The organism is Enterobacter sp. JMULE2, assembly GCF_013337145.1.
In the GTDB taxonomy this organism is placed as follows: domain Bacteria; phylum Pseudomonadota; class Gammaproteobacteria; order Enterobacterales; family Enterobacteriaceae; genus Enterobacter; species Enterobacter mori.
The window spans coordinates 262,536-287,269 of record NZ_SGWD01000016.1 but is presented as its reverse complement, the minus strand read 5'-3'; the positions used below and the strand labels follow the sequence as shown (position 1 = coordinate 287,269).

At 54.8% G+C, this 24,734-nt stretch carries 33 protein-coding genes, 1 other RNA gene and 1 pseudogene; 28 read left to right on the top strand and 7 right to left on the bottom strand.

Annotation, left to right across the window (positions count from 1 at the left end):
• Window position 1: 1 nt before the first annotated feature.
• Window positions 2–1,036 (bottom strand): phage portal protein, encoded by a 1,035-nt coding sequence (locus tag EXW94_RS21420; RefSeq protein WP_155031592.1) that lies wholly within the window; start codon window positions 1,034–1,036, stop codon window positions 2–4.
• Window positions 1,036–2,802 (bottom strand): terminase ATPase subunit family protein, encoded by a 1,767-nt coding sequence (locus tag EXW94_RS21415; protein ID WP_174340957.1) that lies wholly within the window; start codon window positions 2,800–2,802, stop codon window positions 1,036–1,038. Before EXW94_RS21415 ends, EXW94_RS21420 begins: the two co-directional genes overlap by 1 nt.
• 141 nt (window positions 2,803–2,943) lie before the next feature.
• On the opposite strand from EXW94_RS21415, the gene EXW94_RS21410 reads away from it, so the two are divergent.
• The 11 genes and pseudogenes from EXW94_RS21410 to EXW94_RS21365 all read left to right on the top strand — a co-directional run bounded on the left by EXW94_RS21410 (window position 2,944) and on the right by EXW94_RS21365 (window position 8,377).
• Complete coding sequence (locus EXW94_RS21410) at window positions 2,944–3,777, top strand: GPO family capsid scaffolding protein (RefSeq protein ID WP_174340956.1); 834 nt, start codon at window positions 2,944–2,946, stop codon at window positions 3,775–3,777.
• 16 nt (window positions 3,778–3,793) lie between these two features.
• Window positions 3,794–4,855 (top strand): phage major capsid protein, P2 family, encoded by a 1,062-nt coding sequence (locus EXW94_RS21405; RefSeq protein ID WP_174340955.1) that lies wholly within the window; start codon window positions 3,794–3,796, stop codon window positions 4,853–4,855.
• A 3-nt stretch (window positions 4,856–4,858) separates the two neighbouring features.
• A complete protein-coding gene (gene gpM / locus EXW94_RS21400) occupies window positions 4,859–5,509 on the top strand; it encodes a phage terminase small subunit (protein WP_174340954.1) in 651 nt (216 codons plus the stop codon).
• Between the two features lie 93 nt (window positions 5,510–5,602).
• Window positions 5,603–6,068, top strand: a pseudogene (locus tag EXW94_RS21395) (head completion/stabilization protein).
• The gene (locus EXW94_RS21390; RefSeq protein WP_174340953.1) at window positions 6,068–6,271 is read left to right on the top strand and encodes a tail protein X; all 204 of its coding nucleotides are present in this window, start codon (window positions 6,068–6,070) and stop codon (window positions 6,269–6,271) included. The pseudogene EXW94_RS21395 and the gene EXW94_RS21390 overlap by 1 nt, the downstream one beginning before the upstream one ends.
• A gap of 3 nt (window positions 6,272–6,274) precedes the next feature.
• Window positions 6,275–6,490, top strand: coding sequence for a hypothetical protein (locus tag EXW94_RS21385; RefSeq protein WP_050870765.1), 216 nt, complete (start codon window positions 6,275–6,277; stop codon window positions 6,488–6,490).
• Window positions 6,471–6,986 carry a lysozyme gene (locus EXW94_RS21380; protein WP_174340952.1) on the top strand — a complete coding sequence of 172 codons (516 nt, stop codon included), beginning with the start codon at window positions 6,471–6,473 and terminating at the stop codon, window positions 6,984–6,986. The genes EXW94_RS21385 and EXW94_RS21380 overlap by 20 nt, the downstream gene beginning before the upstream one ends.
• Window positions 6,983–7,411 carry an Rz-like lysis system protein LysB gene (gene lysB, locus EXW94_RS28310; protein WP_174340951.1) on the top strand — a complete coding sequence of 143 codons (429 nt, stop codon included), beginning with the start codon at window positions 6,983–6,985 and terminating at the stop codon, window positions 7,409–7,411. Before EXW94_RS21380 ends, lysB begins: the two co-directional genes overlap by 4 nt.
• Window positions 7,296–7,544, top strand: a complete 249-nt coding sequence (gene lysC, locus EXW94_RS28095; protein WP_223195361.1) for an Rz1-like lysis system protein LysC — start codon at window positions 7,296–7,298, stop codon at window positions 7,542–7,544. Before lysB ends, lysC begins: the two co-directional genes overlap by 116 nt.
• Complete coding sequence (locus tag EXW94_RS21370; RefSeq protein WP_174340950.1) at window positions 7,507–7,938, top strand: phage tail protein; 432 nt, start codon at window positions 7,507–7,509, stop codon at window positions 7,936–7,938. Before lysC ends, EXW94_RS21370 begins: the two co-directional genes overlap by 38 nt.
• Window positions 7,931–8,377 carry a phage virion morphogenesis protein gene (locus EXW94_RS21365; RefSeq protein ID WP_174340949.1) on the top strand — a complete coding sequence of 149 codons (447 nt, stop codon included), beginning with the start codon at window positions 7,931–7,933 and terminating at the stop codon, window positions 8,375–8,377. Before EXW94_RS21370 ends, EXW94_RS21365 begins: the two co-directional genes overlap by 8 nt.
• Here EXW94_RS21365 and EXW94_RS21360 read toward each other — a convergent pair whose 3' ends face one another.
• On the bottom strand, window positions 8,378–9,283 hold the full coding sequence (locus EXW94_RS21360) for a DUF2971 domain-containing protein (RefSeq protein WP_174340948.1): 906 nt from the start codon (window positions 9,281–9,283) through the stop codon (window positions 8,378–8,380).
• A 93-nt stretch (window positions 9,284–9,376) separates the two neighbouring features.
• Between EXW94_RS21360 and EXW94_RS21355 the strand changes: the two genes are divergently transcribed.
• The 6 genes from EXW94_RS21355 to EXW94_RS21330 all read left to right on the top strand — a co-directional run bounded on the left by EXW94_RS21355 (window position 9,377) and on the right by EXW94_RS21330 (window position 13,761).
• Window positions 9,377–9,955, top strand: coding sequence for a phage baseplate assembly protein V (locus EXW94_RS21355; protein ID WP_174340947.1), 579 nt, complete (start codon window positions 9,377–9,379; stop codon window positions 9,953–9,955).
• Window positions 9,952–10,311: a GPW/gp25 family protein gene (locus tag EXW94_RS21350; RefSeq protein ID WP_015386368.1), complete on the top strand. Its 360-nt coding sequence runs from the start codon at window positions 9,952–9,954 to the stop codon at window positions 10,309–10,311. Before EXW94_RS21355 ends, EXW94_RS21350 begins: the two co-directional genes overlap by 4 nt.
• A complete protein-coding gene (locus EXW94_RS21345) occupies window positions 10,298–11,206 on the top strand; it encodes a baseplate assembly protein (RefSeq protein ID WP_174340946.1) in 909 nt (302 codons plus the stop codon). Before EXW94_RS21350 ends, EXW94_RS21345 begins: the two co-directional genes overlap by 14 nt.
• The gene (locus EXW94_RS21340) at window positions 11,199–11,804 is read left to right on the top strand and encodes a phage tail protein I (protein WP_174340945.1); all 606 of its coding nucleotides are present in this window, start codon (window positions 11,199–11,201) and stop codon (window positions 11,802–11,804) included. Before EXW94_RS21345 ends, EXW94_RS21340 begins: the two co-directional genes overlap by 8 nt.
• Window positions 11,801–13,192 (top strand): phage tail protein, encoded by a 1,392-nt coding sequence (locus tag EXW94_RS21335; RefSeq protein ID WP_254797866.1) that lies wholly within the window; start codon window positions 11,801–11,803, stop codon window positions 13,190–13,192. The genes EXW94_RS21340 and EXW94_RS21335 overlap by 4 nt, the downstream gene beginning before the upstream one ends.
• 95 nt (window positions 13,193–13,287) lie before the next feature.
• Window positions 13,288–13,761 carry a tail fiber assembly protein gene (locus EXW94_RS21330; protein WP_174340944.1) on the top strand — a complete coding sequence of 158 codons (474 nt, stop codon included), beginning with the start codon at window positions 13,288–13,290 and terminating at the stop codon, window positions 13,759–13,761.
• A gap of 55 nt (window positions 13,762–13,816) precedes the next feature.
• On the opposite strand, the gene EXW94_RS28590 is transcribed toward EXW94_RS21330, so the two are convergent.
• The gene (locus tag EXW94_RS28590) at window positions 13,817–14,092 is read right to left on the bottom strand and encodes a hypothetical protein (RefSeq protein WP_375336651.1); all 276 of its coding nucleotides are present in this window, start codon (window positions 14,090–14,092) and stop codon (window positions 13,817–13,819) included.
• Window positions 14,093–14,190: 98 nt separating this feature from the next.
• Window positions 14,191–14,427 (bottom strand): hypothetical protein, encoded by a 237-nt coding sequence (locus EXW94_RS21325; RefSeq protein ID WP_141395143.1) that lies wholly within the window; start codon window positions 14,425–14,427, stop codon window positions 14,191–14,193.
• A 233-nt stretch (window positions 14,428–14,660) separates the two neighbouring features.
• Between EXW94_RS21325 and EXW94_RS21320 the strand changes: the two genes are divergently transcribed.
• The 9 genes from EXW94_RS21320 to EXW94_RS21280 all read left to right on the top strand — a co-directional run bounded on the left by EXW94_RS21320 (window position 14,661) and on the right by EXW94_RS21280 (window position 22,792).
• A complete protein-coding gene (locus EXW94_RS21320) occupies window positions 14,661–15,218 on the top strand; it encodes a recombinase family protein (RefSeq protein ID WP_174341025.1) in 558 nt (185 codons plus the stop codon).
• A gap of 80 nt (window positions 15,219–15,298) precedes the next feature.
• Window positions 15,299–16,471, top strand: coding sequence for a phage tail sheath protein (locus EXW94_RS21315; RefSeq protein WP_007848866.1), 1,173 nt, complete (start codon window positions 15,299–15,301; stop codon window positions 16,469–16,471).
• A 9-nt stretch (window positions 16,472–16,480) separates the two neighbouring features.
• On the top strand, window positions 16,481–16,996 hold the full coding sequence (locus EXW94_RS21310) for a phage major tail tube protein (RefSeq protein ID WP_007848874.1): 516 nt from the start codon (window positions 16,481–16,483) through the stop codon (window positions 16,994–16,996).
• Between the two features lie 54 nt (window positions 16,997–17,050).
• Complete coding sequence (locus EXW94_RS21305) at window positions 17,051–17,353, top strand: phage tail assembly protein (RefSeq protein ID WP_014884889.1); 303 nt, start codon at window positions 17,051–17,053, stop codon at window positions 17,351–17,353.
• A 14-nt stretch (window positions 17,354–17,367) separates the two neighbouring features.
• Window positions 17,368–17,487, top strand: a complete 120-nt coding sequence (locus EXW94_RS21300) for a GpE family phage tail protein (protein ID WP_007848878.1) — start codon at window positions 17,368–17,370, stop codon at window positions 17,485–17,487.
• Window positions 17,480–20,923 carry a phage tail tape measure protein gene (locus EXW94_RS21295; RefSeq protein WP_174340943.1) on the top strand — a complete coding sequence of 1,148 codons (3,444 nt, stop codon included), beginning with the start codon at window positions 17,480–17,482 and terminating at the stop codon, window positions 20,921–20,923. Before EXW94_RS21300 ends, EXW94_RS21295 begins: the two co-directional genes overlap by 8 nt.
• Entirely contained in the window at window positions 20,923–21,408 is a 486-nt protein-coding gene (locus EXW94_RS21290; RefSeq protein ID WP_174340942.1) for a phage tail protein, read from the top strand. The genes EXW94_RS21295 and EXW94_RS21290 overlap by 1 nt, the downstream gene beginning before the upstream one ends.
• On the top strand, window positions 21,405–22,505 hold the full coding sequence (locus tag EXW94_RS21285; protein ID WP_174340941.1) for a phage late control D family protein: 1,101 nt from the start codon (window positions 21,405–21,407) through the stop codon (window positions 22,503–22,505). The genes EXW94_RS21290 and EXW94_RS21285 overlap by 4 nt, the downstream gene beginning before the upstream one ends.
• 68 nt (window positions 22,506–22,573) lie before the next feature.
• Complete coding sequence (locus tag EXW94_RS21280) at window positions 22,574–22,792, top strand: ogr/Delta-like zinc finger family protein (RefSeq protein ID WP_045334934.1); 219 nt, start codon at window positions 22,574–22,576, stop codon at window positions 22,790–22,792.
• A 115-nt stretch (window positions 22,793–22,907) separates the two neighbouring features.
• Here EXW94_RS21280 and ssrA read toward each other — a convergent pair.
• Window positions 22,908–23,271: a transfer-messenger RNA gene (gene ssrA / locus EXW94_RS21275) on the bottom strand.
• An 89-nt stretch (window positions 23,272–23,360) separates the two neighbouring features.
• Window positions 23,361–23,843 (bottom strand): SsrA-binding protein SmpB, encoded by a 483-nt coding sequence (gene smpB / locus EXW94_RS21270; RefSeq protein ID WP_174340940.1) that lies wholly within the window; start codon window positions 23,841–23,843, stop codon window positions 23,361–23,363.
• 156 nt (window positions 23,844–23,999) lie between these two features.
• Here smpB and EXW94_RS21265 point away from each other — a divergent pair, with 156 nt between their 5' ends.
• A complete protein-coding gene (locus tag EXW94_RS21265) occupies window positions 24,000–24,437 on the top strand; it encodes a type II toxin-antitoxin system RatA family toxin (RefSeq protein WP_010434164.1) in 438 nt (145 codons plus the stop codon).
• The gene (locus EXW94_RS21260) at window positions 24,427–24,714 is read left to right on the top strand and encodes an RnfH family protein (RefSeq protein WP_023308884.1); all 288 of its coding nucleotides are present in this window, start codon (window positions 24,427–24,429) and stop codon (window positions 24,712–24,714) included. Before EXW94_RS21265 ends, EXW94_RS21260 begins: the two co-directional genes overlap by 11 nt.
• The last annotated feature ends 20 nt before the right edge of the window (window positions 24,715–24,734 follow it).

The following is a 24,734-nucleotide window of genomic DNA, read 5'->3' as shown; positions in this document are numbered from 1 at the left end:
ATTAGTTTAACTTATAGGGTTTGAATACTATTGCATTTATGCCCAGCCAATAGTTCAACTCCTTAATTCTCTCCTGTAGTGGAAGCAATTCATTTCTTACAAAAACCTTACTTGCTTTCTCAACATCCCCAAACCCCCCAAGATTACTCGGCATAATCCCCATCATCTGTGGCGGAACGCGGTGCGCGGCCATCATATCGTCCCGGCTCACGTTCTTGATGTTCAGAAACTCATCTTTTGCCGCCACCTCCGACAGTGGGATGATCTGAATGCCGTCCTTTTTGCCGTTGGGCGAGTACATAAACAGGTTGCGGAAGTTGCCTGGTCCTTTGGCGCTTTTCATAGCCTGGCGGATGTTGTTCACGTCCTCCTGGTTCTGCGCTGCGTCGGTCAAGTACATGATAAAACCCGCATGGCTACCGTTGATGTAGTACTTCCTGCGGAACAGCGTGGCGGACTCATTCAGCAGGGCAGAAGGGATGGCTGAAAGATAGTCCGGCAGGCCGTAAATCTCCTGGTTAAGGTCTGGCTCCATCAGGTGAAAGATACTGCCTTTGGTGAACTCGTAGGGCTGTGTGGTCATGCCGTATTGCACAAACCAGTATGTGTCGAGATCGATCCCGCGGCGGGTGTATTTCGCCAGTGATGGTTCCAGCGAAAGAATGCCACCCAGCCGGTTGGTGCGCTTCTCCAGATAGGCGTTACCGAATACTAGATAATCCTGCACAAATCGGCTGAATGCTTGCTGGCTCAGCAGTGGATGGGGAATAAACGTGCTGGTCAGGATGTTGCGCTTAACGGCAATCGGTGAACTGTGATGCACGGCGGCGCGGTAGGTGCGGGCTAGGCCGTCAAAGCTCACGGGAGGCTCATACCACTTATCCATCTGCACGCATTCCACATAGTCCAGCAGCTCGCGACGGTCCAGTACCGGGATCGGATCGCCAAAGCTGAACGCTTCGGCGTGAGTTGTATTCTTCTGCTGCGCGGCTTCCTGTACTAGCGCAGTGCTGGTCAGGGCGTCGTGTTCACTCATTAAAAAATCTCCACAATGTTGCTTGTATTGGCGGCTTCGCCCTGCAGCGGTTCGTTAAACAGCGCGTGCATCGTTGCCCAGGCCAGGTCTGCGTGGCTAACTTCTTCGCTGCGGCTGGCTTCGTAGGTGGGGCGGTTCCCGCTAGCGGTAGTGGCGCGGCGGATTGCCATGAATGATTGCGCTATGTCGGTGTGCCCTGCGTCAAACTCCAGACGGCGGTGGCTGATAATGTCGTAGGCCTTGAGCACTAAGGCGTTTTTGACGTTGGGGTTGTAGACGAACTCGCGCACGGCAGGGAAGAACGCCTTCACGTTCTCATACACGCCGTGGCCAACGCCGGTGGAGTCGATGCCGATATAGGTCACGTTGTACTGCTGCGTCAGTTTTTTGATAGCGTCTGCCTGGGCGCGGAAGTCCATCCCGCGCCACTGGTGACGCTCCAGAATGCGGAACTTTCCGCCCGGCACGGCAGGCGGAGCCATGACCACGCAGCCCGCGCTGTCGCCATTCTGCGTGCCTTTGGCCGGGTCATAGCCGATCCACACTTCGCGCCAGCCAAACGGGCGCAGCGCCAGCGCCTGAAAATCGGACCAGACTTCCCAGCTGTCCACCATGCACACCTGCAGTTCGCTCAGCGGGAATACTGACGCCAGATCGTCAATGAATTCGCACATCAGCAGGTTCTGGTATTCGTCCGGGCTGTACTCCATGCGCAGCTGGTCCAGGTCGAACAGGTTACAGCCGCCGTGCACCGCATCCTCCACGGTGACGATCTGGCGGTACTGGCCGTCCGGGCAAAGCAGGCCCGGGGCCAGATTGCCGTGGGTCAGGTCAATATCCACCTTGTCCGCTTTGGCGCGGCCCCGGTTGAACAGCGCGCCGGACCAGAACGGATAGGCGCTGTGTGTTAGGCTGGACGGGGTTGAAAAGTAGGTCTGCCGCCATTTTTTATGGATGGCCATACCGGAGGCCACCTTGCGCAGCTCCTGGAATTTCGGTATCCAGAAATATTCATCCAGGTAGAGGTTGCCATGGTAACTCTGCGCCGTGCGGGCGTTGGTGCCGAGGAAGTACAAGCACGCACCGTTGCTGAGCGTCATCGGGTCGCCTTTCAGCTCCACATCCACCTCTTTTGCAAAGTCGATGATGTACTGCTTGAAGACGTGCGCCTGCGCCTTGCTGGCTGAGAGAAAAATCTGATTGCGGCCGGTGGTGATGGCGTCAATCAGCGCCTCCCGTGCAAAAAAGAAGGTCGCCCCGATCTGGCGCGATTTGAGCAGGTTGCGGATACGGTGGCGGTTGCCTGCCTCGTACCAGTGGCGCTGGTAGGCGAACATCGAGCCGTGGAAAACCGCCTGCAGCTTCTCGATCTGTTCGTCGGTGAAAACGTTCTTTTCGGGCTGACGGCGCGGGCCTTTGTTGCGGTTGGCAACCTTCGGATTTAAATCAGCCTCGTTGCCGCCATCGTTAAATTTACCGATCCGGGCGTGGCGCTCTGACTGGCGCGCCAGCAGGTCAATTTCCTTGAAGTCTTTCCCTTCTTTTTGCTCCTTCATAATGAGCTGGCAGTAGCGCGCGGCGGTGGTGAGCTGCATCTGATCCAGCGGCCCATACTCGCCCCATTTGTCGCGCTTCTTCCAGCTGTGAACGGTTGCAACTTTCTCGCCCAGCATTTCTGCAATGCGGGCTACGCGGTATCCCTGAAAGTACAGCAGCATGGCCTGCCGACGGGGATCGAGGTCTGCGGGGGGCATTGTCGTGTTCATGGCCCAAACATACGGCCTTGCCGGTCGGCTTTCCCCGGCTGCGGTTTGTGTGGCGGACCTTACAAGCGCCGCGCGTTGTTTCACTCCCCCATCACCGCAAACATAAGGCTCCAGTAAGTTTTTTCTAACGGAGCACGGCTCATGACAGTGAAAGCAAAGCGTTTCCGCATCGGGGTGGAAGGTGCCACCACCGACGGACGCGAAATCCAGCGCGAATGGCTGGAGCAGATGGCGGCCAGCTACAATCCGGAGGTCTACACCGCGCTGATTAACCTTGAGCACATCAAGTCTTATCTGCCGGAAAGCACCTTCAACCGCTACGGCAGGGTGGCAGGGCTGGTTGCTGAAGAAATTCAGGACGGCCCGCTGAAGGGCAAAATGGCGCTGTATGCCGACGTGGAGCCGACCAGCGCACTGGTTGAACTGGTCAAGAAAGGCCAGAAGCTTTTCACCTCTATGGAAGTCAGCCCGAAGTTTGCCGACACCGGCAAAGCCTACCTTGTGGGCCTGGCCGCCACTGACGATCCGGCGAGCCTGGGCACTGAGATGCTGACCTTCAGCGCCAGTGCCGAGCACAACCCGCTGGCAAACCGCAAGCAGAGTCCTGAAAACCTGTTTACCGCCGCTGAAGAAACGCTGATCGAACTGGAAGAAACCCAGGACGAAAAGCCGTCCCTCTTTGCCCGCGTTTCCGCGCTGTTTACCAAAAAAGAGCAGACCGACGATGCGCGTTTTTCAGACGTGCACAAAGCCGTCGAGCTGGTTGTCACCGAACAGCAGAACCTGAGCGAGCGTACTGATAAATCTCTGTCCGACCAGGACGCGCGCATGTCTGAGCTTGAATCCTCGCTGCAGGAGCAGCAGGCCGCCTTTGCCGAGCTTCAGCAGCAGCTGAGCCGTGAAGACAGCCGTAAAGATTACCGCCAGCGCGCGCCGGGCGGTGACGCACCAGCTGGCACCCTGACCAATTGCTGATGGAGCATAAAACCCGATGAAAAAGAATACCCGCTTTGCCTTTAACGCCTACCTTCAGCAGCTGGCGCGCCTGAACAACGTGGAAGTGGAAGAACTGTCCAGCAAGTTCACCGTAGAGCCGTCCGTACAGCAGACGCTGGAAGATCAGATCCAGCAGTCCGCCGCTTTCCTGACGCTGATTAACATCACGCCGGTTGCGGAACAGTCCGGCCAGCTGCTTGGCCTGGGCGTTGGCTCCTCCATTGCCGGGACCACCGACACCACCACCAAAGAGCGCGAACCTATCGATTCGATGCTGATGGAGGACGTGGAATATAAATGCGAACAGACCAACTTTGATACGGTGCTGACCTACGCAAAGCTGGACCTGTGGGCGAAATTCCAGGACTTCCAGGTGCGTATCCGTAACGCCATCGTCAAGCGTCAGGCGCTGGACCGCATCATGATCGGCTTCAACGGCGTTAAGCGTGCCAAAACCTCTAATCGCGCTGAAAACCCGCTGCTGCAGGACGTGAATAAGGGCTGGCTGCAGAAAATCCGCGAAGATGCGCCGGACCACGTTATGGGCAGCACCACCCTGGACGGCACCATCACCGCAGGCGCGGTGAAGGTGGGCAAGGGCGGCGACTATGCCAACCTGGACGCCTTGGTGATGGATGCGGTCAACGAGCTGATCGACGTGGTTTATCAGGACGATGACGAGATGGTTGTTATCTGCGGCCGCGAGCTGCTGTCTGACAAGTATTTCCCGCTGGTTAACAAAGAGCAGGAAAACAGCGAGAAAATCGCCGCCGATCTGATTATCAGCCAGAAACGCATGGGTGGGTTGCAGGCGGTTCGTGCGCCGTTCTTCCCGGCGAATGCCCTGCTGATCACCCGTTTGGATAACCTGTCCATTTACTGGCAGGAGGACACCCGCCGCCGTTCTGTTATCGACAACCCAAAACGTGACCGAATTGAGAACTTCGAATCCGTCAACGAAGCGTACGTGATTGAAGACTACCGCTGTGCGGCCTTGGTCGAAAACATCACTATCGGTGACTTCACCGCCCCAGCTGCGCCGGAAGGTGGGGAGTAACGCATGAGCCTGAGTCCCGCACGGCAGCACCGCCTGCGCATTCAGGCCGAACAGGCCGCCCGGGAGGGCGGCAGCGTTCGCCATGCGTCCGGCTATGACCTTATGCTGCTGCAGCTGGCAGAAGACCGCCGCCGCCTCAAGGGTATCCAGTCCACTGTGAAAAAGGCGGCAATCAAGGTGGAGCTTCTGCCGAAGTATGCCGCCTGGGCGGAGGGCGTGCTGGCTGCCGGAGGTGCACAGCAGGATGACGTGCTGATGTACGTGATGCTGTGGCGTATCGATGCCGGTGATTATGCCGGTGCGCTGGAAATCGGGCGTCATGCGCTGCGCCATGGCTGGGTGATGCCGCTGGGCAACCGCAACGTGCAGACCGTTCTGGCGGAAGAAATGGCGGATGCTGCACAAAGCGCCCTGCTGGCCGCCGCCGGTTTTGATGCCGATCTGCTCCTGCAGACGCTGGAACTGACTACCGATCTGGATATGCCGGACCAGTCCCGGGCACGCCTGCACAAAGCCATCGGCGAGGTACTGACCGAAAGCAACCCGGCTTCTGCCCTTAATCACCTTACCCATGCGCTGCAGCTCGATCCCCGCTGCGGCGTGAAAAAAGAAAAGCAGCAGCTGGAACGTAGATTGCGCAGTGACAGCCGCTAACGAACGTGCCCCGCGCACGGGCGGCACGGGGTGGCGAAAGGCACTGCCACATCAAAACCCCGTCCACCGCCCACAATTTCAGGAGAAAGCCGCATGCAGTTTATTGCGCCAGAACAGGCACCGGAACAGGCGGACGTTATTAAAAATACGCCGTTCTGGCCCGATGTGGACCTGTCGAAGTTTCGCAGCGTGATGCGAACTGACGGCACGGTGACGCAGCCCCGTCTCAGGCAGGTTGCACTGACAGCCATTTCCGAAGTTAACGCTGAGCTGTACGACTTCCGCAACCGCCAGCAGATGCAGGGCTACCGGGATCTGGCTGAGGTGCCGGCGGAAATGCTGGACGGCAAAAGCGAGCGCATCCAGCACTACCTTAACGCCGTGTATTGCTGGGCGCGCGCCGTGCTCAATGAGCGTTACCAGGATTATGACGCCACGACGTCGGGGATAAAGCGAGGGGAGGAGCTGGCGGAGGCCAGCGGCGAACTGTGGCGTGATGCCCGCTGGGCTATCAGCCGGGTGCAGGAGTGCACCGCACTGCACGGTGGAGCTTATCTGATGAAAGTGCGTGCGCACCAGTATGACACGGTGGACGCGCTTTGCTGGCGTCATTACGGGCGCACGCAGGGTGTCACCGAGCAGGTTCTGCAGGCAAATCCGGGGCTGGCTGAGTATGGCCCTTTTTTACCGCACGGTCTACAGGTGGAGCTGCCGGATATTCCGGCGACAACCACGACGCAGACCGTTCAGCTATGGGACTGAATTATGACGCTTGAACGAATCAGCGCCTTTATCACTTACTGCGTTGCCCTGCTTCTGGCATGGCTCGGCGATTTGTCTCTTAAAGATGTATCGACCATCACCGGTCTTGCGCTGGGGATTATTACTGCAGCGGTGACCTGTTATTTACGCTTGAAAGCCTACCAGCTGCTGCGGGACGGCAGAATATCCAGGGGGGAATATGAGTCCTTCAATCGTTAAGCGTTGCCTGGTCGGCGCGGTGCTGGCGATTGCCGCCACGCTGCCGGGTTTTCAGTCGCTTCATACCTCCGTCGAGGGGCTGAAACTGATTGCTGATTTCGAAGGGTGTCGTCTCCAGCCATACCAGTGCAGCGCCGGGGTCTGGACTGACGGGATCGGCAATACGTTCGGGGTAGTGCCGGGCAAAACCATAACGGAGCGACAGGCCGCGCAGGGGCTGATTAATAACGTGTTGCTGACGGAAAAAAGGATTGAAGCCTGCCTGCAGGTTAAACCACCTCAGCATGTTTACGATGCCCTGATCAGTATCGGTTTTAATGTCGGAACGGGGGCAATCTGCCGGTCAACAATGGTTTCTTACATCAATCGCCAGCAGTGGTGGCAGGCGTGCAACCAGCTCCCCCGCTGGGTTTATGTAAATGGTCAACGGAATAAAGGGCTGGAAAACAGGCGCGCCCGTGAGCTTGCCTGGTGTCTTAAAGGGGCAGGGACATGACGCGCGCGCTGGCGGTGATCCTGGCTCTGGTGCTGGCACTGCTGGGCTGGCAGTCATGGCGGCTTAACAATGCCGGTCACACCATCGGGACGCAGGCTGAGGCGCTTAAAAAGAACAAGCAGGAGCTGGCGAAGAAAAACAGCCAGCTCATCAGCCTGTCCATTCTTACCGAAACCAACAGCCGGGCGCAGATGCAACTTTATGCTGCAGCGGAGGAGACTTCCTCGCTGTTGCGGAGTCGCCAGCGCCGGATCGAGGAGCTAAAACGTGAAAACGAGGATCTACGCCGCTGGGCTGACACTCCTTTGTCTGCTGACATTATCCGGCTGCGGGAGCGCCCGGCCCTCGCCGGAGGTGCAGCTTACCGTGAGTGGTTGTCCAAAAGTGACGCAATGCCGCCTGGACAGGTCAGCGCCGCGCAGTAATGGGGATTTGAACCAGGTGCTGGATGAGACTGAGGCCGCCTGGGCAGTATGTGCCGACAAAGTGGACACGATCATAGCGTGTCAGGAGCGAGACAGTGAACAAGCCGCAGTCCTTACGCAACGCCCTGAATAAATCGGTGGCGTATGTCCATGACAACCCGGACAAACTGCACCTTTTTGTTGATAACGGTTCGCTGGTCGCAACCGGCGCCCGTTCAATGTCATGGGAATATCGCTACACCCTGAATGTGGTGATTGAAGACTTTAGCGGCAACCAGAATTTAGTGATGGCGCCCGTATTGCTCTGGTTAATGACCAATCAACCGGACGCTATCAACAACCCGGAGCTGCGCGAAAAACTTTTTACCTTTGACGTCGATATCCTGAGCAACGATCTGTGTGATATCAGCCTCAATCTGCAGCTCACGGAGCGCGTGATTGTCAGCACAGACGGCACCGTATCGAGCGTTGAAGCGGTGCCGGAACCCGACGTACCCGAAGAAATGTGGACGGTGAAACGTGGATGACCTGCAGAGGGTGGATGACTGGCTGGCGGCCCTGCTGGCGAATCTGGAACCGGCAGCCCGCAACCGTATGATGCGACAGCTGGCGCAGGAGCTGCGCCGGTCGCAACAGCAAAATATCAGGCTGCAGCGCAATCCAGACGGCACCACCTTTGAGCCGCGCCGGGTGACGGCCAGAAGTAAAAAGGGGCGCATCAAGCGCCAGATGTTCGCCAAATTGCGCACCACTAAATACCTGAAAACATCCGCCACTGCGGACTCTGCCAGCGTGCAGTTTGATGGGAAAGTGCAGCGCATTGCCCGTGTTCACCACTATGGCCTGCGTGATCGTGTCAGTCGCAATGGTCTGAAGGTTCGGTACCCAGAGCGACGTCTTCTTGGCTATAATTTTGAGTCAGAGCGATTAATTACAGATATTATATTTGATTGGTTGAATCGTTAATTATAAGCGCCATTTAGTTACCTTGGACATCGGATGACGTTCCAACATAAATCTGGCAATGTCGCCTAAAGCTGTTTTATCTTCAGCAAAAATCTCAGCTGTGCGCGGTGAGATCATAGGTGACATGTTTTTAACAGGCTCATTTAATTTTATTTGTTCATAACGGAATTCATACTTCCAGTTTGATAATGCAGCTATGCTCAAAGCAATATGAGTGTCTTTGAGTTTGTTATAAATCTTTCGAACGGATTCTGGTGCGCATCGCTCACCAAGGGTAACAGCTTTGATTGCATCAAGTGGTATATCATTTGTATAAATATCAAACTTCTTGGCTTTAGCTTTGTTTTTTTTACAATCTCGCAATGATCTTATTAATCGGTATTCTTTTTCATACTCCCAAACGTCTGATTTTATACATAGGTTTGAGATTGGGATCTTTTTATTTTCTAAAAAATAGTTCATGTGAATAATCGGTCGGTGTTTTTCGTATTTAACTTTCGTTAAACCAGAGAAATACTCGTGACTTTCATCGAACTCTATGACGGCACCACTATATTCATCAGCGTAGTGAGCCCACATTAAGTGAGAGTCTGAGTTTTTTGATAGGCATAGTATACCTATCTCTTTATTTAAGTTGCTAATGAGTTCACGAGAAAAAAGGTCGCTGCAGTTGTCATCTTCAAAATCTTTCTCAAGTGTGTATTTATCAATCAAGCATTCTTGAGATAGGACGTCAAATTTTAGTTGTACTTGGTCATCCTCCTTATAATTTGGATTATAAACTTCCAAAGCTAATTCAAATGGATCGTTAAATCCTCCTGGTTGTGTGAATCGTATTGAACCATTAAGAATGTACTCTAGGGTTGAAGTTGTAACGTATTTATATAGTGGCATTTCATAGCTCATGCAGTTTTTTTTGAAGTGATTGTGATTATTGTACAGTGTTCGATACAAAAGCAACCGAGTGTTGATAGTAAATATTTTCTGCATTGTATTTGCATGAACGCACAACTAACCGAAATCATGCGCCTTATCACCAACCTGATCCGCACCGGCACCGTAACCGAAGTGGACCGGGAAAACTGGCTGTGCCGGGTGAAAGTGGGCGAGCTTGAAACCAACTGGATTAACTGGTTGACACTGCGCGCAGGTGGTGCCCGTACATGGTGGTGCCCGTCGCCGGATGAGCAGGTAGTGGTGCTGAGTATGGGCGGCAATCTGGAAACCGCTTTTGCCTTACCTGCGATCTATTCCAACCAGTTCGCGCCGCCGTCGGACTCAGTTGACGGCTGCATAACGGAATACCCGGACGGTGGCTGGTTTGAATATGAACCTGCGACCGGCCGCTGGCATGTGCGGGGTATCAAATCCATGGTGATCGAGGCTGCAGATAACATAACCCTGAAAACGGGGGAATTTGTGGTGGAAGCAAGCAACACGCGCATAAACAGCGAGGTGGTGATCAATGGTGGCGTCACCCAGGGCGGCGGTTCCATGAGTTCTAACGGGATCGTAGTCGATAAACACGGTCATACCGGCGTTAAGTCCGGCGGCGATACATCAGGAGGCCCGGTATGACGCTTTATATCGGCATGAGTCAGGGCAACGGCAGGACCATTACCGACACGGACCACCTGCGTCAGTCGGTCCGGGATATTCTGCTGACCCCGCAGGGGAGCCGCATTGCCCGCCGGGAATATGGCTCGCTTCTGTCTGAACTGATAGACCAGCCGCAGAACCCGGCGCTCCGCCTGCAGGTAATGTCTGCGGTCTATGTGGCTCTGAGTCGCTGGGAGCCACGGCTTACCCTGGATTCCATCACCATAGACAGCAGTTTTGATGGTTCGATGGTGGTTGAGCTTACCGGGCAGCGTGATAACGGCGCGCCGGTTTCACTTTCGGTATCAACAGGAGCAGACAATGGCAGTCATTGACCTTTCCCAGCTGCCCGCCCCGCAGATAGTGGATGTGCCGGATTTTGAAACGCTGTTAAACGAACGGAAAGCCGCGTTTGTAGCCCTTTATCCGGCAGACGAGCAGGACGCGGTAAGGCGCACGCTTGAGCTGGAGTCTGAACCTGTAACCAAGCTCCTGCAGGAAAATGCGTATCGTGAAATCCTCCTGCGCCAGCGCATTAACGAGGCCGCGCAGGCGGTCATGGTGGCTTATTCCATGGGGAGTGATCTCGATCAGCTGGCCGGTAACTGCAACGTAAAACGTCTGACGGTTATTCCTGCAGATAACGACGCGGTACCGCCGGTTGCTGCCGTGATGGAAAGTGATGAGGCTCTGCGTCAGCGTGTTCCTGCAGCTTTTGAAGGGCTGTCAGTTGCAGGCCCAACGGGAGCTTACGAGTTTCACGCTAAAAGCGCTGACGGGCGAGTGGCTGACGCCAGCGCAACCAGCCCGGCCCCGGCTGAGGTGGTGCTTACCGTGCTGAGCCGTGAGGGCGACGGAACGGCTGCGGCGGATCTGCTGGCTGTGGTTGAACAGGCGCTTAACAGTGAGAACGTGCGGCCGGTTGCTGACCGTCTGACGGTGCGCAGCGCTGAAATCATTCCGTACAGCGTGGATGCGACGATCTTTCTTTACCCGGGGCCAGAAGCTGAGCCGGTGATGGAGGCGGCAAAAGCCAGCCTGCAGAAATATATCGCCAGCCAGACGAGGCTGGGGCGTGATATTCGCCGCAGTGCTATTTATGCCGCGCTGCATGTTGAAGGTGTACAGCGTGTTGAGCTGGCCTCGCCGCTCGCTGATGTATTGCTTGATAAGACACAAGCCGCTTCATGTACAGAATGGAGCGTAACCAACGGGGGAACGGATGAATAGTCTGCTTCCTCCTGGCTCATCGCCGCTTGAGCGCCGCCTGGCGCAGACCTGCAGCGGCATTTCCGATCTGCAGGTGCCGCTTCGGGATTTATGGAACCCGGCAACATGCCCGGTCAAGTTTCTGCCGTATCTGGCGTGGGCCTTTTCGGTTGATCGCTGGGACGAAGGGTGGGCGGAGAGCGTGAAGCGCCGTGTGGTGCAGGATGCGTTCTATATCCATCAGCACAAGGGCACAACCAGCGCTGTGCGGCGTGTGGTGGAGCCGTTCGGCTTTCTGATCCGCATCATTGAATGGTGGCAGACCGGCGAGGCGCCGGGCACGTTTCGCCTGGCTATTGGGGTGCAGGACCAGGGCATAACAGAAGAAACCTATCTGGAGCTGGAGCGCCTGATTGATGACGCCAAACCCTGCAGCCGGCATCTGATCGGCATGTCCATAAACCTGCAGACGAGCGGACCATATTTCGTTGGGGCTGCCACTTACACCGGCGAAGAAATCACGATTTACCCGTATATCAACGAAACCATCATTTCCGGTGGCACTGCCTACGAGGGCGGCGCCGTCCATGTTATCGACACAATGAGAGTGAACCCATGAGCGCAAAATTTTATACCCTGCTGACGGATATTGGCGCGGCGAAACTGGCAAGCGCTGCCGCGCTCGGTGTGCCGCTGAAAATTACCCAGATGGCGGTGGGGGATGGCGGCGGCGTGCTTCCAACTCCCAGCGCACAACAGACGAAGCTGGTTTCCGAAAAGCGGCGCGCTGACCTGAACATGCTTTACATCGATCCGCAGAACAGCAGCCAGATTATTGCTGAGCAGGTGATTCCTGAAACTGAGGGCGGTTGGTGGATTCGTGAAGTTGGGCTGTTCGATGAAACGGGCGCGCTGATCGCAGTGGGGAACTGCCCGGAGAGCTACAAGCCGCAGCTGGCAGAGGGAAGCGGCCGCACGCAGACAGTGCGCATGGTACTGATTACCAGCAGTACCGATAACATAACGCTGAAAATTGATCCTTCCGTAGTGCTGGCTACCCGAAAATATGTGGATGACAAGGTGCTGGAACTGAAGGTGTATGTAGATGAGCTGATGGCGGCGCATCTTGCTGCAGCTGATCCGCATACGCAGTATGCGCCAAAAGCCAGCCCGACGTTTACCGGCACCCCGAAAGCCCCGACTGCAGCTGCAGGTAACAATACCACTCAGCTTGCCACAACTGCGTTTGTGCAGGCGGCTCTGATCGCCTTGGTAAATGGTGCCCCGGCTACGCTGGACACGCTGAAAGAAATTGCTGCGGCTATCAACAACGATCCTAATTTCAGCACCACCATTACTAACGCGCTTGCGCTCAAAGCCCCACTGGCAAGCCCGGTCCTGACCGGAACACCGACGGCGCCCACGGCTGCGCAGACTGTCAACAATACGCAAATTGCCACTACTGCTTTCGTAAAATCAGCTCTGGCTGCACTTGTTGGCTCATCACCTGCGGCGCTTGATACCCTGAACGAGCTGGCAGCGGCGTTAGGAAACGATCCTAACTTTGCAACCACCATGACAAATGCACTGGCAGGCAAGCAGCCGCTGGATAGCACGCTGACAACTATGTCTGGAAAGACAGCGGATGGGATTATCGAATACCTTCGTTTGGGAGAAGCGGCAAAAATGGAGGCGGCCACTGCACAGATCGGTGCTAATGGCTGGCTATATATTCCCGTTTCTGGAGGTAAAAAAATGCTGTTGCAGTGGGGGCTTTTAACCGGTGCGAGTAATTATTCTTTTAAATTCCCAATCGCATTTCCCGTAGGTGGTTTATGCCTGGTCACTATGGCCCACACAACTGATTCCGCTGGTGTGAGCATGGTAACTATGACTAATGGATTTATCAGGGATAAAACCAGTGCGTTTGCCTTGTGCGCCAGAACAGTGAACGGCGTCCAGCAACCTTTTGAGCGTAGCGTTTACTGGTTCGCTGTCGGCTACTGACCTCAAAGTATTGTGTTATTACTCACACAAAGTAGCTAGATAATTATTTTACGAAACCGCACTTACGATCCGAGACTCAAACTAAGGAGTGCGTTATGAACTATTGGTTTAGCCCTGCAAATAATGCTTTTTACCCCGTAGCTTTAAAGGAGTCTTATGTAAATGCAGGTAGTCTTCCTAATGATTTAATCGAAGTGGAGGATAGTGTTTTTAGCGAATTTTCCGTGACGCCACCAGAAGGGAAATTGCGTGGCATTGGATCTGATGGTTTTCCGATCTGGATTGATATTCCCATTGTGGAAGAAAGCCCGGAACAAATCCAGGCACGCGCCCGTGCTTTGCGCGATGAATTCATCGTCAGTACAGATCGAATGCTTGTTTCTGATTACACTATCAACAATGTTTTATTAACCTCTGAGCAGCAAGCGGAACTTTTGGATGTAAGGCAAAAGTTTAAAGTTTGGCCTGAGAGTGAGGGATGGCCTGACATAACGTTGCCTGCGATACCTCAATGGATTCTCATTGAGGCAGTAAACAACGGTTACGTAGTAAAAAATTGGCCTGAGTGAAATAAAGCCCGTAAGGGCTTTATTTATATACAGTCGGGTTAGATACAGGATTAAATTAAAACCCTATTGCAAACCACGTAAACATACGGGAATTACCAGGCAGAGTATCGTCAAGGAAGAACTGAGCGTGAACACCCGTTTTCGTTGGGTAGCCGATTGAAACAGCTTGCCTTAAAGTTCTATAAATTGGCACATAATCATAATCGGATGCCCTCACGCCTGCGCTTGAATATACGCCGAAGCAGGCCGTAGGAAACGCCACGGGAAAAGTTATATCACACTTATACGTAGTGCTTGTTACACCTCCCTCCCATCGTCCCCACTGCACCATTAACGTAATGCCGCCGATTAATGGGAATTTCGCCCAGCCGCTATTAGACAAAACGCCGCTCGCAGCGGCGAGTTTTGCCGCTTCTCCCAAACGAACGTTTAAAAGCCTATGGCAATATAGCTTGATGATTGAAGCCTAACCGGAATATGTGGGTATGGCGCATTAGAAACATCACGGAATACTGCGGCAAACTCCGTTAAAGATCTTGTAGCAAACGATACTGAGAAGCCGCCATTGCTGGTATCGAATGGGCCGAAAGCTCCTCCTAAAAAGTATTTTGGAAAAGCTATAGGTAATTGCGCATTTCCGGCTATACCACTTCCACCATTTGTCACAATCCCCCATTGAATTATTAAATCCCGTCCTCCGCTTAACGGCAGTGTGATCCATCCAGGGGTGGCAAGCGTACCTGTTGCGGCGGGCAGTTTTGCACCCTCTCCCAAACGAAGGTTTTTTATCCACCACGGTCATGATTGTCCGTGTTGGCCATTCTCTGCAGTACAGTCAGAAATGACCATGCTCGATGAAATGGTGGCATCATTCACCACTTTTTTATGGGCGAAAAATCATGCAAATCGGTTACGTGAGGGTGTCAACAAATGACCAAAACACAGCTTTACAACGAAATGCGCTTGAGTGCGCAGGATGTGAGCTGATATTTGAGGACAAAATGAGCGGAAAAACCTCAGATCGGCCAGGGCTAAAAAAGGTCCTGCGCACACTCTCAGAAGGAGACACGCTGGTAGTCTGGAAGCTGGATAGATTAGGCAGGAGCATGCGACATCTTGTTACGCTAATCGAAGACCTGCGCGGGAGAGGGATAAATTTCCGCAGCCTGACCGATAGCATTGACACATCAACTCCTATGGGGCGTTTCTTTTTCCATGTTATGGGAGCCCTTGCTGAAATGGAACGTGAGCTAATCGTTGAGCGCACCCGAGCCGGATTAGCAGCAGCCAGGCAGCAAGGGCGTATCGGCGGCAGGCGACCAAAACTCACAGCGGAACAATGGGCGCAGGCGGGGAGACTGCTGGAAGCAGGAGAGTCGCGGCAACGTGTCGCATTAATTTTTGATGTGGGTATGTCTACACTCTACCGGAAATTCCCTGCGGCATTGTATGGATAACAGAACAATGCAGTGAAGCTGTCTACAAAGTTGATTCACTTCACCATAGGGCGAAACCTAAACACCGGAGGGTTCGCCGTATGGCTCAGGATTATCACCACGGTGTGCGTGTCGTTGAGGTCAACGATGGCACCCGCCCTATTTCAACAGTAAGCACAGCAATTGTCGGTATGGTCTGTACCGGCGATGATGCAGATGCGTCCGTGTTCCCCCTCAATAAACCGGTCCTGCTCACCGACGTGCTGACCGCCAGCGGTAAAGCAGGCGAGTCCGGCACGCTGGCCCGCTCGCTGGATGCAATTGCCGACCAGGCTAAACCCGTGACCGTCGTTGTGCGCGTTGCACAGGGTGAAACCGAAGCGGAGACAACCTCCAACATTATCGGCGGCGTGACAGCCGACGGTAAAAAAACTGGGATGAAAGCGCTGTTATCTGCGCAGTCCCAGCTCGGCGTTAAGCCGCGCATTCTTGGCGTGCCGGGGCACGATACGCAGGCAGTTGCCACTGAGCTGCTGAGCGTGGCGCAGAGTCTGCGCGGGTTCGCCTATCTGTCAGCCTACGGCTGTAAAACGGTAGAGGAGGCCATTGCTTACCGCGCTAATTTCAGCCAGCGCGAGGGGATGCTGATCTGGCCTGATTTCATCAGTTTTGACACCGTGCTGAATGCTGACGCAACGGCTTATGCTTCAGCCCGTGCGCTTGGCCTGCGTGCCAAAATTGACGAACAGACCGGCTGGCACAAATCCCTGTCCAACGTGGGCGTGAATGGCGTCACCGGCATTTCTGCTGATGTGTTCTGGGATTTGCAGGACCCGGCAACCGATGCGGGGCTGCTGAACCAGAACGATGTCACCACGCTGATCCGCAAAGACGGTTTCCGCTTCTGGGGTTCCCGTTGCCTCAGTGACGATCCACTGTTTGCCTTTGAAAACTACACCCGCACCGCGCAGGTACTGGCTGACACCATCGCCGAAGCGCACATGTGGGCGGTGGATGGCGTGCTTAACCCGTCACTGGCCCGCGACATTATCGAAGGTATTCGCGCCAAACTGCGTAACCTGAAAACGCAGGGCTACATCATCGGCGCCGACTGCTGGCTGGATGAGTCCGTAAACGATAAAGATTCCCTGAAAGCCGGGAAGCTCACTATCGATTACGACTATACGCCGGTACCGCCTCTGGAAAACCTGATGCTGCGCCAGCGCATCACCGATCAGTATCTGCTGGATTTCTCCAGCCAGGTCAGCGCGTAAGGGGACAATATGGCTTTACCACGCAAGTTAAAACACCTGAACCTGTTTAACGACGGGAATAACTATCAGGGGATCGTTGAGTCCCTGACCCTGCCTAAATTCGGCCGCAAGTTTGAAAAGTATCGCGGCGGCGGTATGCCCGGTTCGGCTGATGTTGATCTGGGGCTGGATGATGGGGCGCTGGACACGGAATTTTCAATCGGTGGTACCGAACTGCTGTTATTCAAGCAGATGGGTAAAGCCACCGTTGACGGCATCCAGCTGCGTTTCACCGGCTCCATTCAGCGTGATGATACCGGCGAAGTGCAGGCCGTTGAGCTGGTTGTGCGTGGGCGACATAAAGAAGTCGATTCCGGCGAATGGAAAACCGGCGAGAGCAACACCACAAAAGTCAGCAGCACCAACAGCTACGCGAAGCTGACCATTAACGGCGAGGTGCTCTATGAGGTTGATGTGATCAACATGATTGAAATCGTTGATGGCGTGGACCTGATGGAAGAACACCGCAACGCCCTGGGCCTCTGATCTACTTTAAAGGCGCGGGCAGCCGCGCCAGTACCTTATTAACAGGAAATGACAATGAGCGAACAACAGACTGAAAAAACCGTACAGCTGGACACCCCAATCAAACGCGGTAAAACCGAAATTGCCGAAATTGTGCTGCGCAAGCCGCAGTCCGGCGCGCTGCGTGGCACCCGTCTGCAGGCGATCATGGATATGGACGTCGGCGCGATGATGACGATTATTCCCCGCATCTCCACGCCCGCGCTGACCGCTCAGGAAATGGCTGAAATGGACCCCGCCGATCTCACCGCGCTGTCGGTTGAGGTGGTCACTTTTTTGTTGAAGAAATCGGTGCTTGCCGGTTTGCCGACAGCCTGACGGTAGAAGACCTGGTGGCTGATATCGCCACCATTTTTCACTGGCCGCCGTCCGTCACTGACGTTATGCCGCTGACCGAAGTGCTGGAGTGGCGGCATAAAGCGATTCAGAGAAGCGGGGCCAGCGATGAGTGACACTAACCTGCGTTTGCAGGTAATTCTAAATGCGGTTGATAAACTCACCCGCCCATTCCGATCAGCGCAGGCCAGTTCTAAAGAGCTGGCTACCGCCATTCAGCAAAGCCGCGCAAGATTAAAAGAACTGGACGCCCAGGCGGGCCGTATTGACGGTTTTCGCAAGGCAAGCGTGCAGCTGGCCGTCACCGGCAACAGTCTTAAAGCCGCACGCGAAGAAGCGGCGAAGCTTGCCACGCAGTTCTCGGCCACTAACCGGCCGACGGCGGCGCAGGCGCGCCTGCTTGAGCAGGCAAAAAACCGCGTTAACGAGCTGCAAAGTAAATACAACGGCCTGCGTCAGTCGGTGCAGCGTCAGCGTCTTGCGCTCAATGAGGCCGGGCTGGACACCAAAAAGCTGAGCAGTGCACAGCGGGAGCTGCGGCAGAATGCCGACGAAACCCGGCAGGCGCTGGACCGACAGCAGAAATCCCTTAAACTCCTGGGCGAGCAGCAGGCCCGAATGAACGCCGTCCGCGATCAGTATTCCCGGCGACTTGAGGTGCGGGATCGTATCGCGGGCGCCGGAGCAACGACTACTGCCGCCGGGCTGGCGATGGGCGCGCCGCTGATGGCAGCCGTTAAAAGCTACGCCAGCATGGAAGATGCGATGAAAGGCGTGGCAAAGCAGGTTAACGGGCTTCGGGACGACAACGGAAACCGCACAAAACAGTTTTACGATATGCAGGATGCCATCAAAGCCGCCAGTGAACAGCTGCCGATGGAGAATGGCGCTATTGACTATGCCGCGCTGGTTGAAGGTGGCGCCCGCATGGGCGTGACAAACCAGAACGATTCTTACGAAGACCAGAAGCGTGACCTGCTGGCCTTTGCATCCACTGCAGCAAAGGCCGCAACGGCATTCGAGCTGCCCGCTGATGAGCTGGCGGAGGGGCTGGGGAAAATCGCGCAGCTGTATAAAGTGCCGACCCGAAATATTGAACAGCTTGGCGATGCCCTGAACTACCTGGACGATAACGCCATGTCTAAGGGCGGCGATATCATCAATGTGTTGCAGCGCATGGGCGGCGTGGCTGACCGGCTTGATTTCCGCAAGGCGGCCGCGCTGGGTTCCACCTTCCTGTCTCTGGGCGCCGCGCCTGAAATTGCCGCCAGCGCATCAAATGCGATGGTGCGCGAACTGTCGATTGCAACCATGCAGAGCAAGCGGTTCATGGAAGGTATGGATCTGCTGAAACTCAATCCAGAAGAGATTGAAAAGCAGATGACAAAGGACGCAATGGGGACCATTCAGCGCGTGCTGGAGAAGGTCAACAAACTGCCGCAGGACAAGCGCCTGTCCGCCATGACGATGATATTTGGTAAGGAGTTTGGCGACGATGCGGCGAAGCTTGCAAACAACCTGCCGGAGCTGCAGCGACAGCTGAAACTCACCTCAGGCACTGAGGCTAACGGCTCCATGCAGAAAGAATCCGATATCAATAAGGATTCACTTTCCGCGCAGTGGTTGCTTGTTAAAACGGGCGCGCAGAACGCTTTCAGTAGCCTGGGTGAAACCCTGCGCCAGCCGCTGATGGATATCATGGGGTACGTCAAAAACGTTACCGGGGCACTGCGTCGATGGGTTGAGGCTAACCCGCAGCTGGCGGGCACGCTGATGAAAGTGGCTGCAGCCACAGCTGCGATCACCGTTGTGCTCGGCACGCTGGCGGTGGCCGTGGCTGCCGTTCTGGGGCCGCTGGCGGTGATCCGTTTTGGCCTGTCCGTGTTGGGTGTAAAAACACTCCCCTCCGTTATGTCTGCAGTGACCCGCACTGGGGGCGCGCTGTCCTGGCTGGCAAATGCGCCGCTTTCCCTGTTGCGCCGTGGCCTGGCGGCATCCGGCAGCAGCACCGGATTGCTGGCGTCTCCCCTTAACTCCTTGCGCCGTTCTGCCGGGCTGGCTGGCAATGCGCTGAAAGCGCTGGCCGGTGCGCCGCTTGCTGTCCTTCGCGGCGGAATGTCTGGTATTCGCAACATTATCGGCATGGTAATGAATCCACTGGCCGCGTTGCGCGGGGGATTATCCGTAGCCGGTGGCGTGCTGCGTTTTCTGGCGTCCGGCCCGCTGGCCCTCCTTCGCGTTGCGCTGTACGGGATTTCTGGATTGCTGGGCGCCCTGCTTAGTCCGATAGGGCTCGTTGTGGCGGCGCTGGCTGGCGTGGCGCTGGTTGTCTGGAAATACTGGCAGCCGATAAGCGCATTTTTAGGCGGAGTGGTTGAAGGATTCAAAGCTGCAGCTGCGCCTATCAGTGCGGCGTTTGAGCCACTGCAGCCTGTTTTCCAGTGGATAGGTGACAAGGTCCAGGCATTGTGGGGCTGGTTTACTGATCTGCTGACGCCGGTTAAATCCACCTCTGCAGAGCTGCAAAGCGCGGCGTCGATGGGACGGCAATTTGGGGAAGAGCTGGCGGCAGGGCTGAACATGGTCATGCACCCGCTGGATTCGCTCAAATCGGGCGTGTCCTGGCTGCTTGAAAAACTCGGCATCGTCAGCAAGGAGGCGGCCAAAGCGAAGCTTCCTGAGCAGGTCACGCGGCGGCAGCCAGCCACGGTAAACACAGACGGTAAAGTGGTGCTGCCGCCTGGCGGATTCCCGACGATGGGTTTTGCGGGCATGTACGACAGTGGCGGTACCATTCCGCGCGGCCAGTTCGGCATCGTGGGCGAGAATGGCCCTGAGATTGTTAACGGACCCGCCAATGTCACCGGCAGGAAACGGACTGCTGATCTGGCGAGGGTTGCGGCAACGCTCAATCCTTCCCGGACGGAACCGGCCAGCGCTAAACAACGTCCTGAACGCGGGATAGATCTGCCGCCTGATAGTGTGAATGGTCCGGCAAATCTTCCGGTAATCAATCGCACTACTGAACTTGTGAAACTGGCGGCAACAGTAAGCCCCGTTCGTGATGTAACAGCCAGCCCGGAGCAACGGCCTGAAAGCAGGTTAATACTGCTTCCTGAGATTGTTAACGCCCCGGTAAAACTTCCTGGTCGGGATCGTGCTGCGGAGCGGGCTGATATCGCTGCGGCCGTCATGCCAGCAGCGGCCCTTACGGAAATCACGGATAACAGGGCTGACCCGATGGCTATGCGCCAGAAGGTGTTCGCTTCCGTGGTCGCTAGGGTAATGGGCCTGGCGGCTGCCCCGGCAGAAGCCGCACCACTTCATCCGTACAGTGTACCTGTCAGGACGCAACCGGCACCGTCAGCAAAGGCAGAGAGACAGCCGCAGGTAATTAAGTACGAGATAAGCGCGCCAATTCATATTGTCGCCCAGCCAGGGCAAAGCGCACAGGATATCGCCCGCGAGGTGGCCCGGCAGCTTGATGAGCGAGAGCGCAGGGCCAGGGCAAAAACACGCAGTAATTTCAGTGATCGAGGGGGTTACGAATAATGATGATGGTGCTGGGGTTGTACGTATTCATGCTGCGAACCGTGCCCTATCAGGAGCTGCAGTATCAGCGCAGCTGGCGGCACGCAGCAAACAGCCGGGTTAACCGGCGCCCGTCAACGCAGTTTCTTGGGCCGGATAACGATTCGCTTACTCTGTCCGGTGTCCTGCTGCCGGAGATAACCGGCGGCAGGCTGTCTTTGCTGGCGCTGGAGCAGATGGCGGAGCTGGGGAAAGCCTGGCCTTTGATTGAGGGGAGCGGGACAATTTACGGCATGTTTGTTATCGAGAGTCTGAGCCAGACTAAAACAGAATTTTTTGAGAGCGGTATGCCCCGGCGCATCGAATTTTCGCTGAGCCTAAAACGGGTGGATGAATCGCTGTCTGATATGTTTGGCAGCCTCAGCGATCAGCTCAGTAATTTGCAGGACTCCGCCACCTCTGCGATAGGCAATATGAAAAATACGATTGGGGGGTTACTGCAGTGAATTTCAGCTCTGAACTCCTGAACCTGAACAGTAAAACCCCCGGTTTCAGCATCATCATTGAAGGTAAAGATGTGACTACCGTGCTGGATGCGCGCCTGATGAGTCTGACGCTGACGGATAACCGGGGCTTTGAAGCGGACCAGCTTGATCTGGAGCTGGACGACTCGGACGGGCAAATCGTTCTGCCGCGTCGGGGGGCCATTATTCAGTTTGCGCTGGGGTGGAAAGGTCAGCCGCTTTTTCCGAAAGGGGCCTTTACTGTCGATGAGATTGAGCACAGCGGCGCGCCTGACCGTCTCACAATCCGCGCGCGTAGTGCAGATTTCCGTGAAACCCTGAATACGCGGCGTGAAAAGTCCTGGCACCAGACAACGGTGGGCGAAGTTGTGAAGGAAATCGCGGGCAGGCATAAATTAAAGATGGCGCTGGGAAAGGACCTGTTGGACAAGCCTGTCGATCATCTTGACCAGACTAATGAAAGCGACGCCAGCTTTTTGATGAAGCTGGCGCGGCAGTATGGGGCGATAGCCTCAGTTAAGGACGGAAATCTCTTGTTTATCCGTCAGGGGCAGGGCAGAACGGCAAGCGGTAAGCCGCTGCCGGTTATAACCATAACCCGCCAGGCCGGTGACGGTCATCGTTTTACCCTGGCAGATCGCGATGCCTATACGGGGGTGATTGCCAGCTGGCTCCATACCCGTGAGCCAAAGAAAAAAGAGACAGCAAAGGTTAAGCGCCGTCGAAAGAAAACCACCGCGGCAAAGGAGCCGGAAGCAAAACAGGGAGATTACCTGGTTGGAACGGATGAAAACGTGCTGGTACTCAACAGAACTTATGCAAACCGCAGCAATGCAGAGCGAGCGGCAAAGATGCAATGGGAGCGCCTGCAGCGCGGGGTTGCAACATTCTCCCTGCAGCTCGCAAAGGGAAGGGCTGATCTGTATACCGAAATGCCGGTGAAGGTGAGCGGCTTTAAACAGCCCATTGATGATGCCGAATGGACCATTACCACGCTGACGCATAATGTCAGTGCAGATAATGGTTTTACTACGACTCTGAAGCTTGAAGTTAAGATTGATGATCTCGAAATGGAGTAATGTGTTCTCAAAATTGAATAATGATGTATCATTATTGTGATTTTGGCAAAAGTGGTGGTATAACCGGAATGATGAATTGTCCAGAGTGCGGCCAGGCAGCCCATACAAGAAGCAGTTTTCAGGTATCAGCAACAACCAAAGAACGTTACAACCAGTGCCAAAATATCAACTGCGGTTGTACTTTTGTCACGCATGAAACATTTGTTAGGCATATCATTAAGCCTAATGTGATTTCTTCTGCGCCCCCACATCCGGGAAAAGATGGGCAAGGGCACATGAATTTTTAAAAAGAGCCCGCTTTGAAAGCGGGTTTTTTTGTCGCCAGTCCAAAAGCCTGTCGCCATTTTGCCGCCATTGGAATAGAAAAAGGGGCTACGTTTTCACGTAACCCCTTGTTTTATTTGGTGGAGCTGGCGGGAGTTGAACCCGCGTCCGAAATTTCTACATCCTCGGTACTACATGCTTAGTTTGTCTTTACATTCGCACGCCAGCTGCGGACAGACACGCCACTAACGAACTAGCCTGATTAGTTTTAACGCTTCAACCCCAGGCAGGGCTTCCACGCGATCTCTTTTGGGTTTGACCTCTCTTTGATCCCCGTCTTAAGAGCGGAAGCTAGGGAGAGAGGGCTCTTAGCAGGTTATTAAGCTGCTAAAGCGTAGTTTTCGTCGTTTGCGACTATTTTTTTGCGGCTTTTTACGAGGCAAACCGCCCCTCGGCATGCACCTTGGGTTTCGCAAATCCCGTCGAATCCAGAATCAGCCCCAATAGTGTTGAACTGAGTATACCAGATTTCACTTCCTGGATACCAGCCCGAAACGCTAACTTATTGAATAGTACAATAAGTGTGCAGAATCAACGTCCTGCGTTTTTCATGATGCGCGCTTTATCCAACTGCCATTCGCGCGCTTTCAGGTCAGTACGTTTGTCGTGCTGTTTTTTACCTTTCGCCACGCCAATTTTCACTTTGCACCAGGCATTTTTCCAGTACATAGAGAGCGCAACAACGGTAAAGCCTTCACGGTTGATGCGCCCGTAAAGAGATTCAAGCTCACGCTTGTTCAGCAGCAGTTTACGCGTGCGCGTTGGGTCGCATACGTAGTGTGAAGAGGCGACGGTCAGCGGTGTAAAGTTCGCACCGAACAGGAAAGCTTCGCCGTCTTTCAGGATCACGTAACTGTCGCCAATGTTTGCTTTACCCGCGCGCAGCGATTTTACTTCCCAGCCCTGCAGCGCAAGACCTGCTTCGAATTCTTCTTCAATGAAATACTCGTGGCGAGCACGCTTGTTGAGCGCAATGGTCGCCGATCCTGGTTTATGTGCTTTTTTCTTCGTCATAAGTGTCGTAAAGCCGTCGGTAATCTGATTTCAAAAAGTCACCTCATTGCGTCCCGTGAGGTCTAACGCGCTATATTAGCACGAGATGAGGCTTAGCGTTTTTTTAACAGGTGATAAATGTTATTATTTGTCCGTTGTGTGACCATGGAAAATGCTATGCCTCAGATTAGCCGTACTGCGCTCGTGCCTTACAGCGCGGAACAAATGTATCAGTTAGTGAACGACGTTCAGTCTTATCCTGAATTCATCCCCGGGTGCACCGGGAGTCGTGTTCTGGAGTCCGGCCCAACGCAGATGACGGCGGCGGTGGATGTCTCCAAAGCGGGGATCAGCAAGACGTTCACCACCCGCAATACGCTGACCGATAATCAGAGTATTTTGATGCATCTGGTGGATGGTCCGTTTAAGACCCTGATGGGCGGCTGGAAGTTTACGCCGCTGAGTGCAGATGCCTGTCGTATCGAATTCCAGCTGGATTTCGAGTTTACCAACAAGCTTATTGAGCTGGCGTTTGGCCGCATCTTCAAAGAGCTGGCGTCTAACATGGTTCAGGCGTTCACGACCCGCGCCAAAGAGGTTTACAGTGTCGCATAAGATTGCGGTGGAAGTGGTGTATGCGCTGCCGGAAAAGCAGTATCTGCAGCGCGTGACGCTGGAAGAGGGGGCCACCGTCGAGGCGGCTATTCGCGCTTCCGGCATCCTTGAGCTTCGCAGCGATATCGACCTGGCGAAGAATAAGGTCGGGATTTACAGCCGTCCGGTGAAGCTGGGCGACGTATTGAAAGAGGGCGACCGGGTTGAGATTTATCGCCCGCTGATTGCCGACCCGAAAGAACTGCGTCGTCAGCGTGCGGAGAAAGCGGGTAAGTAGCGCTTTCTTTCCCAGGTGGC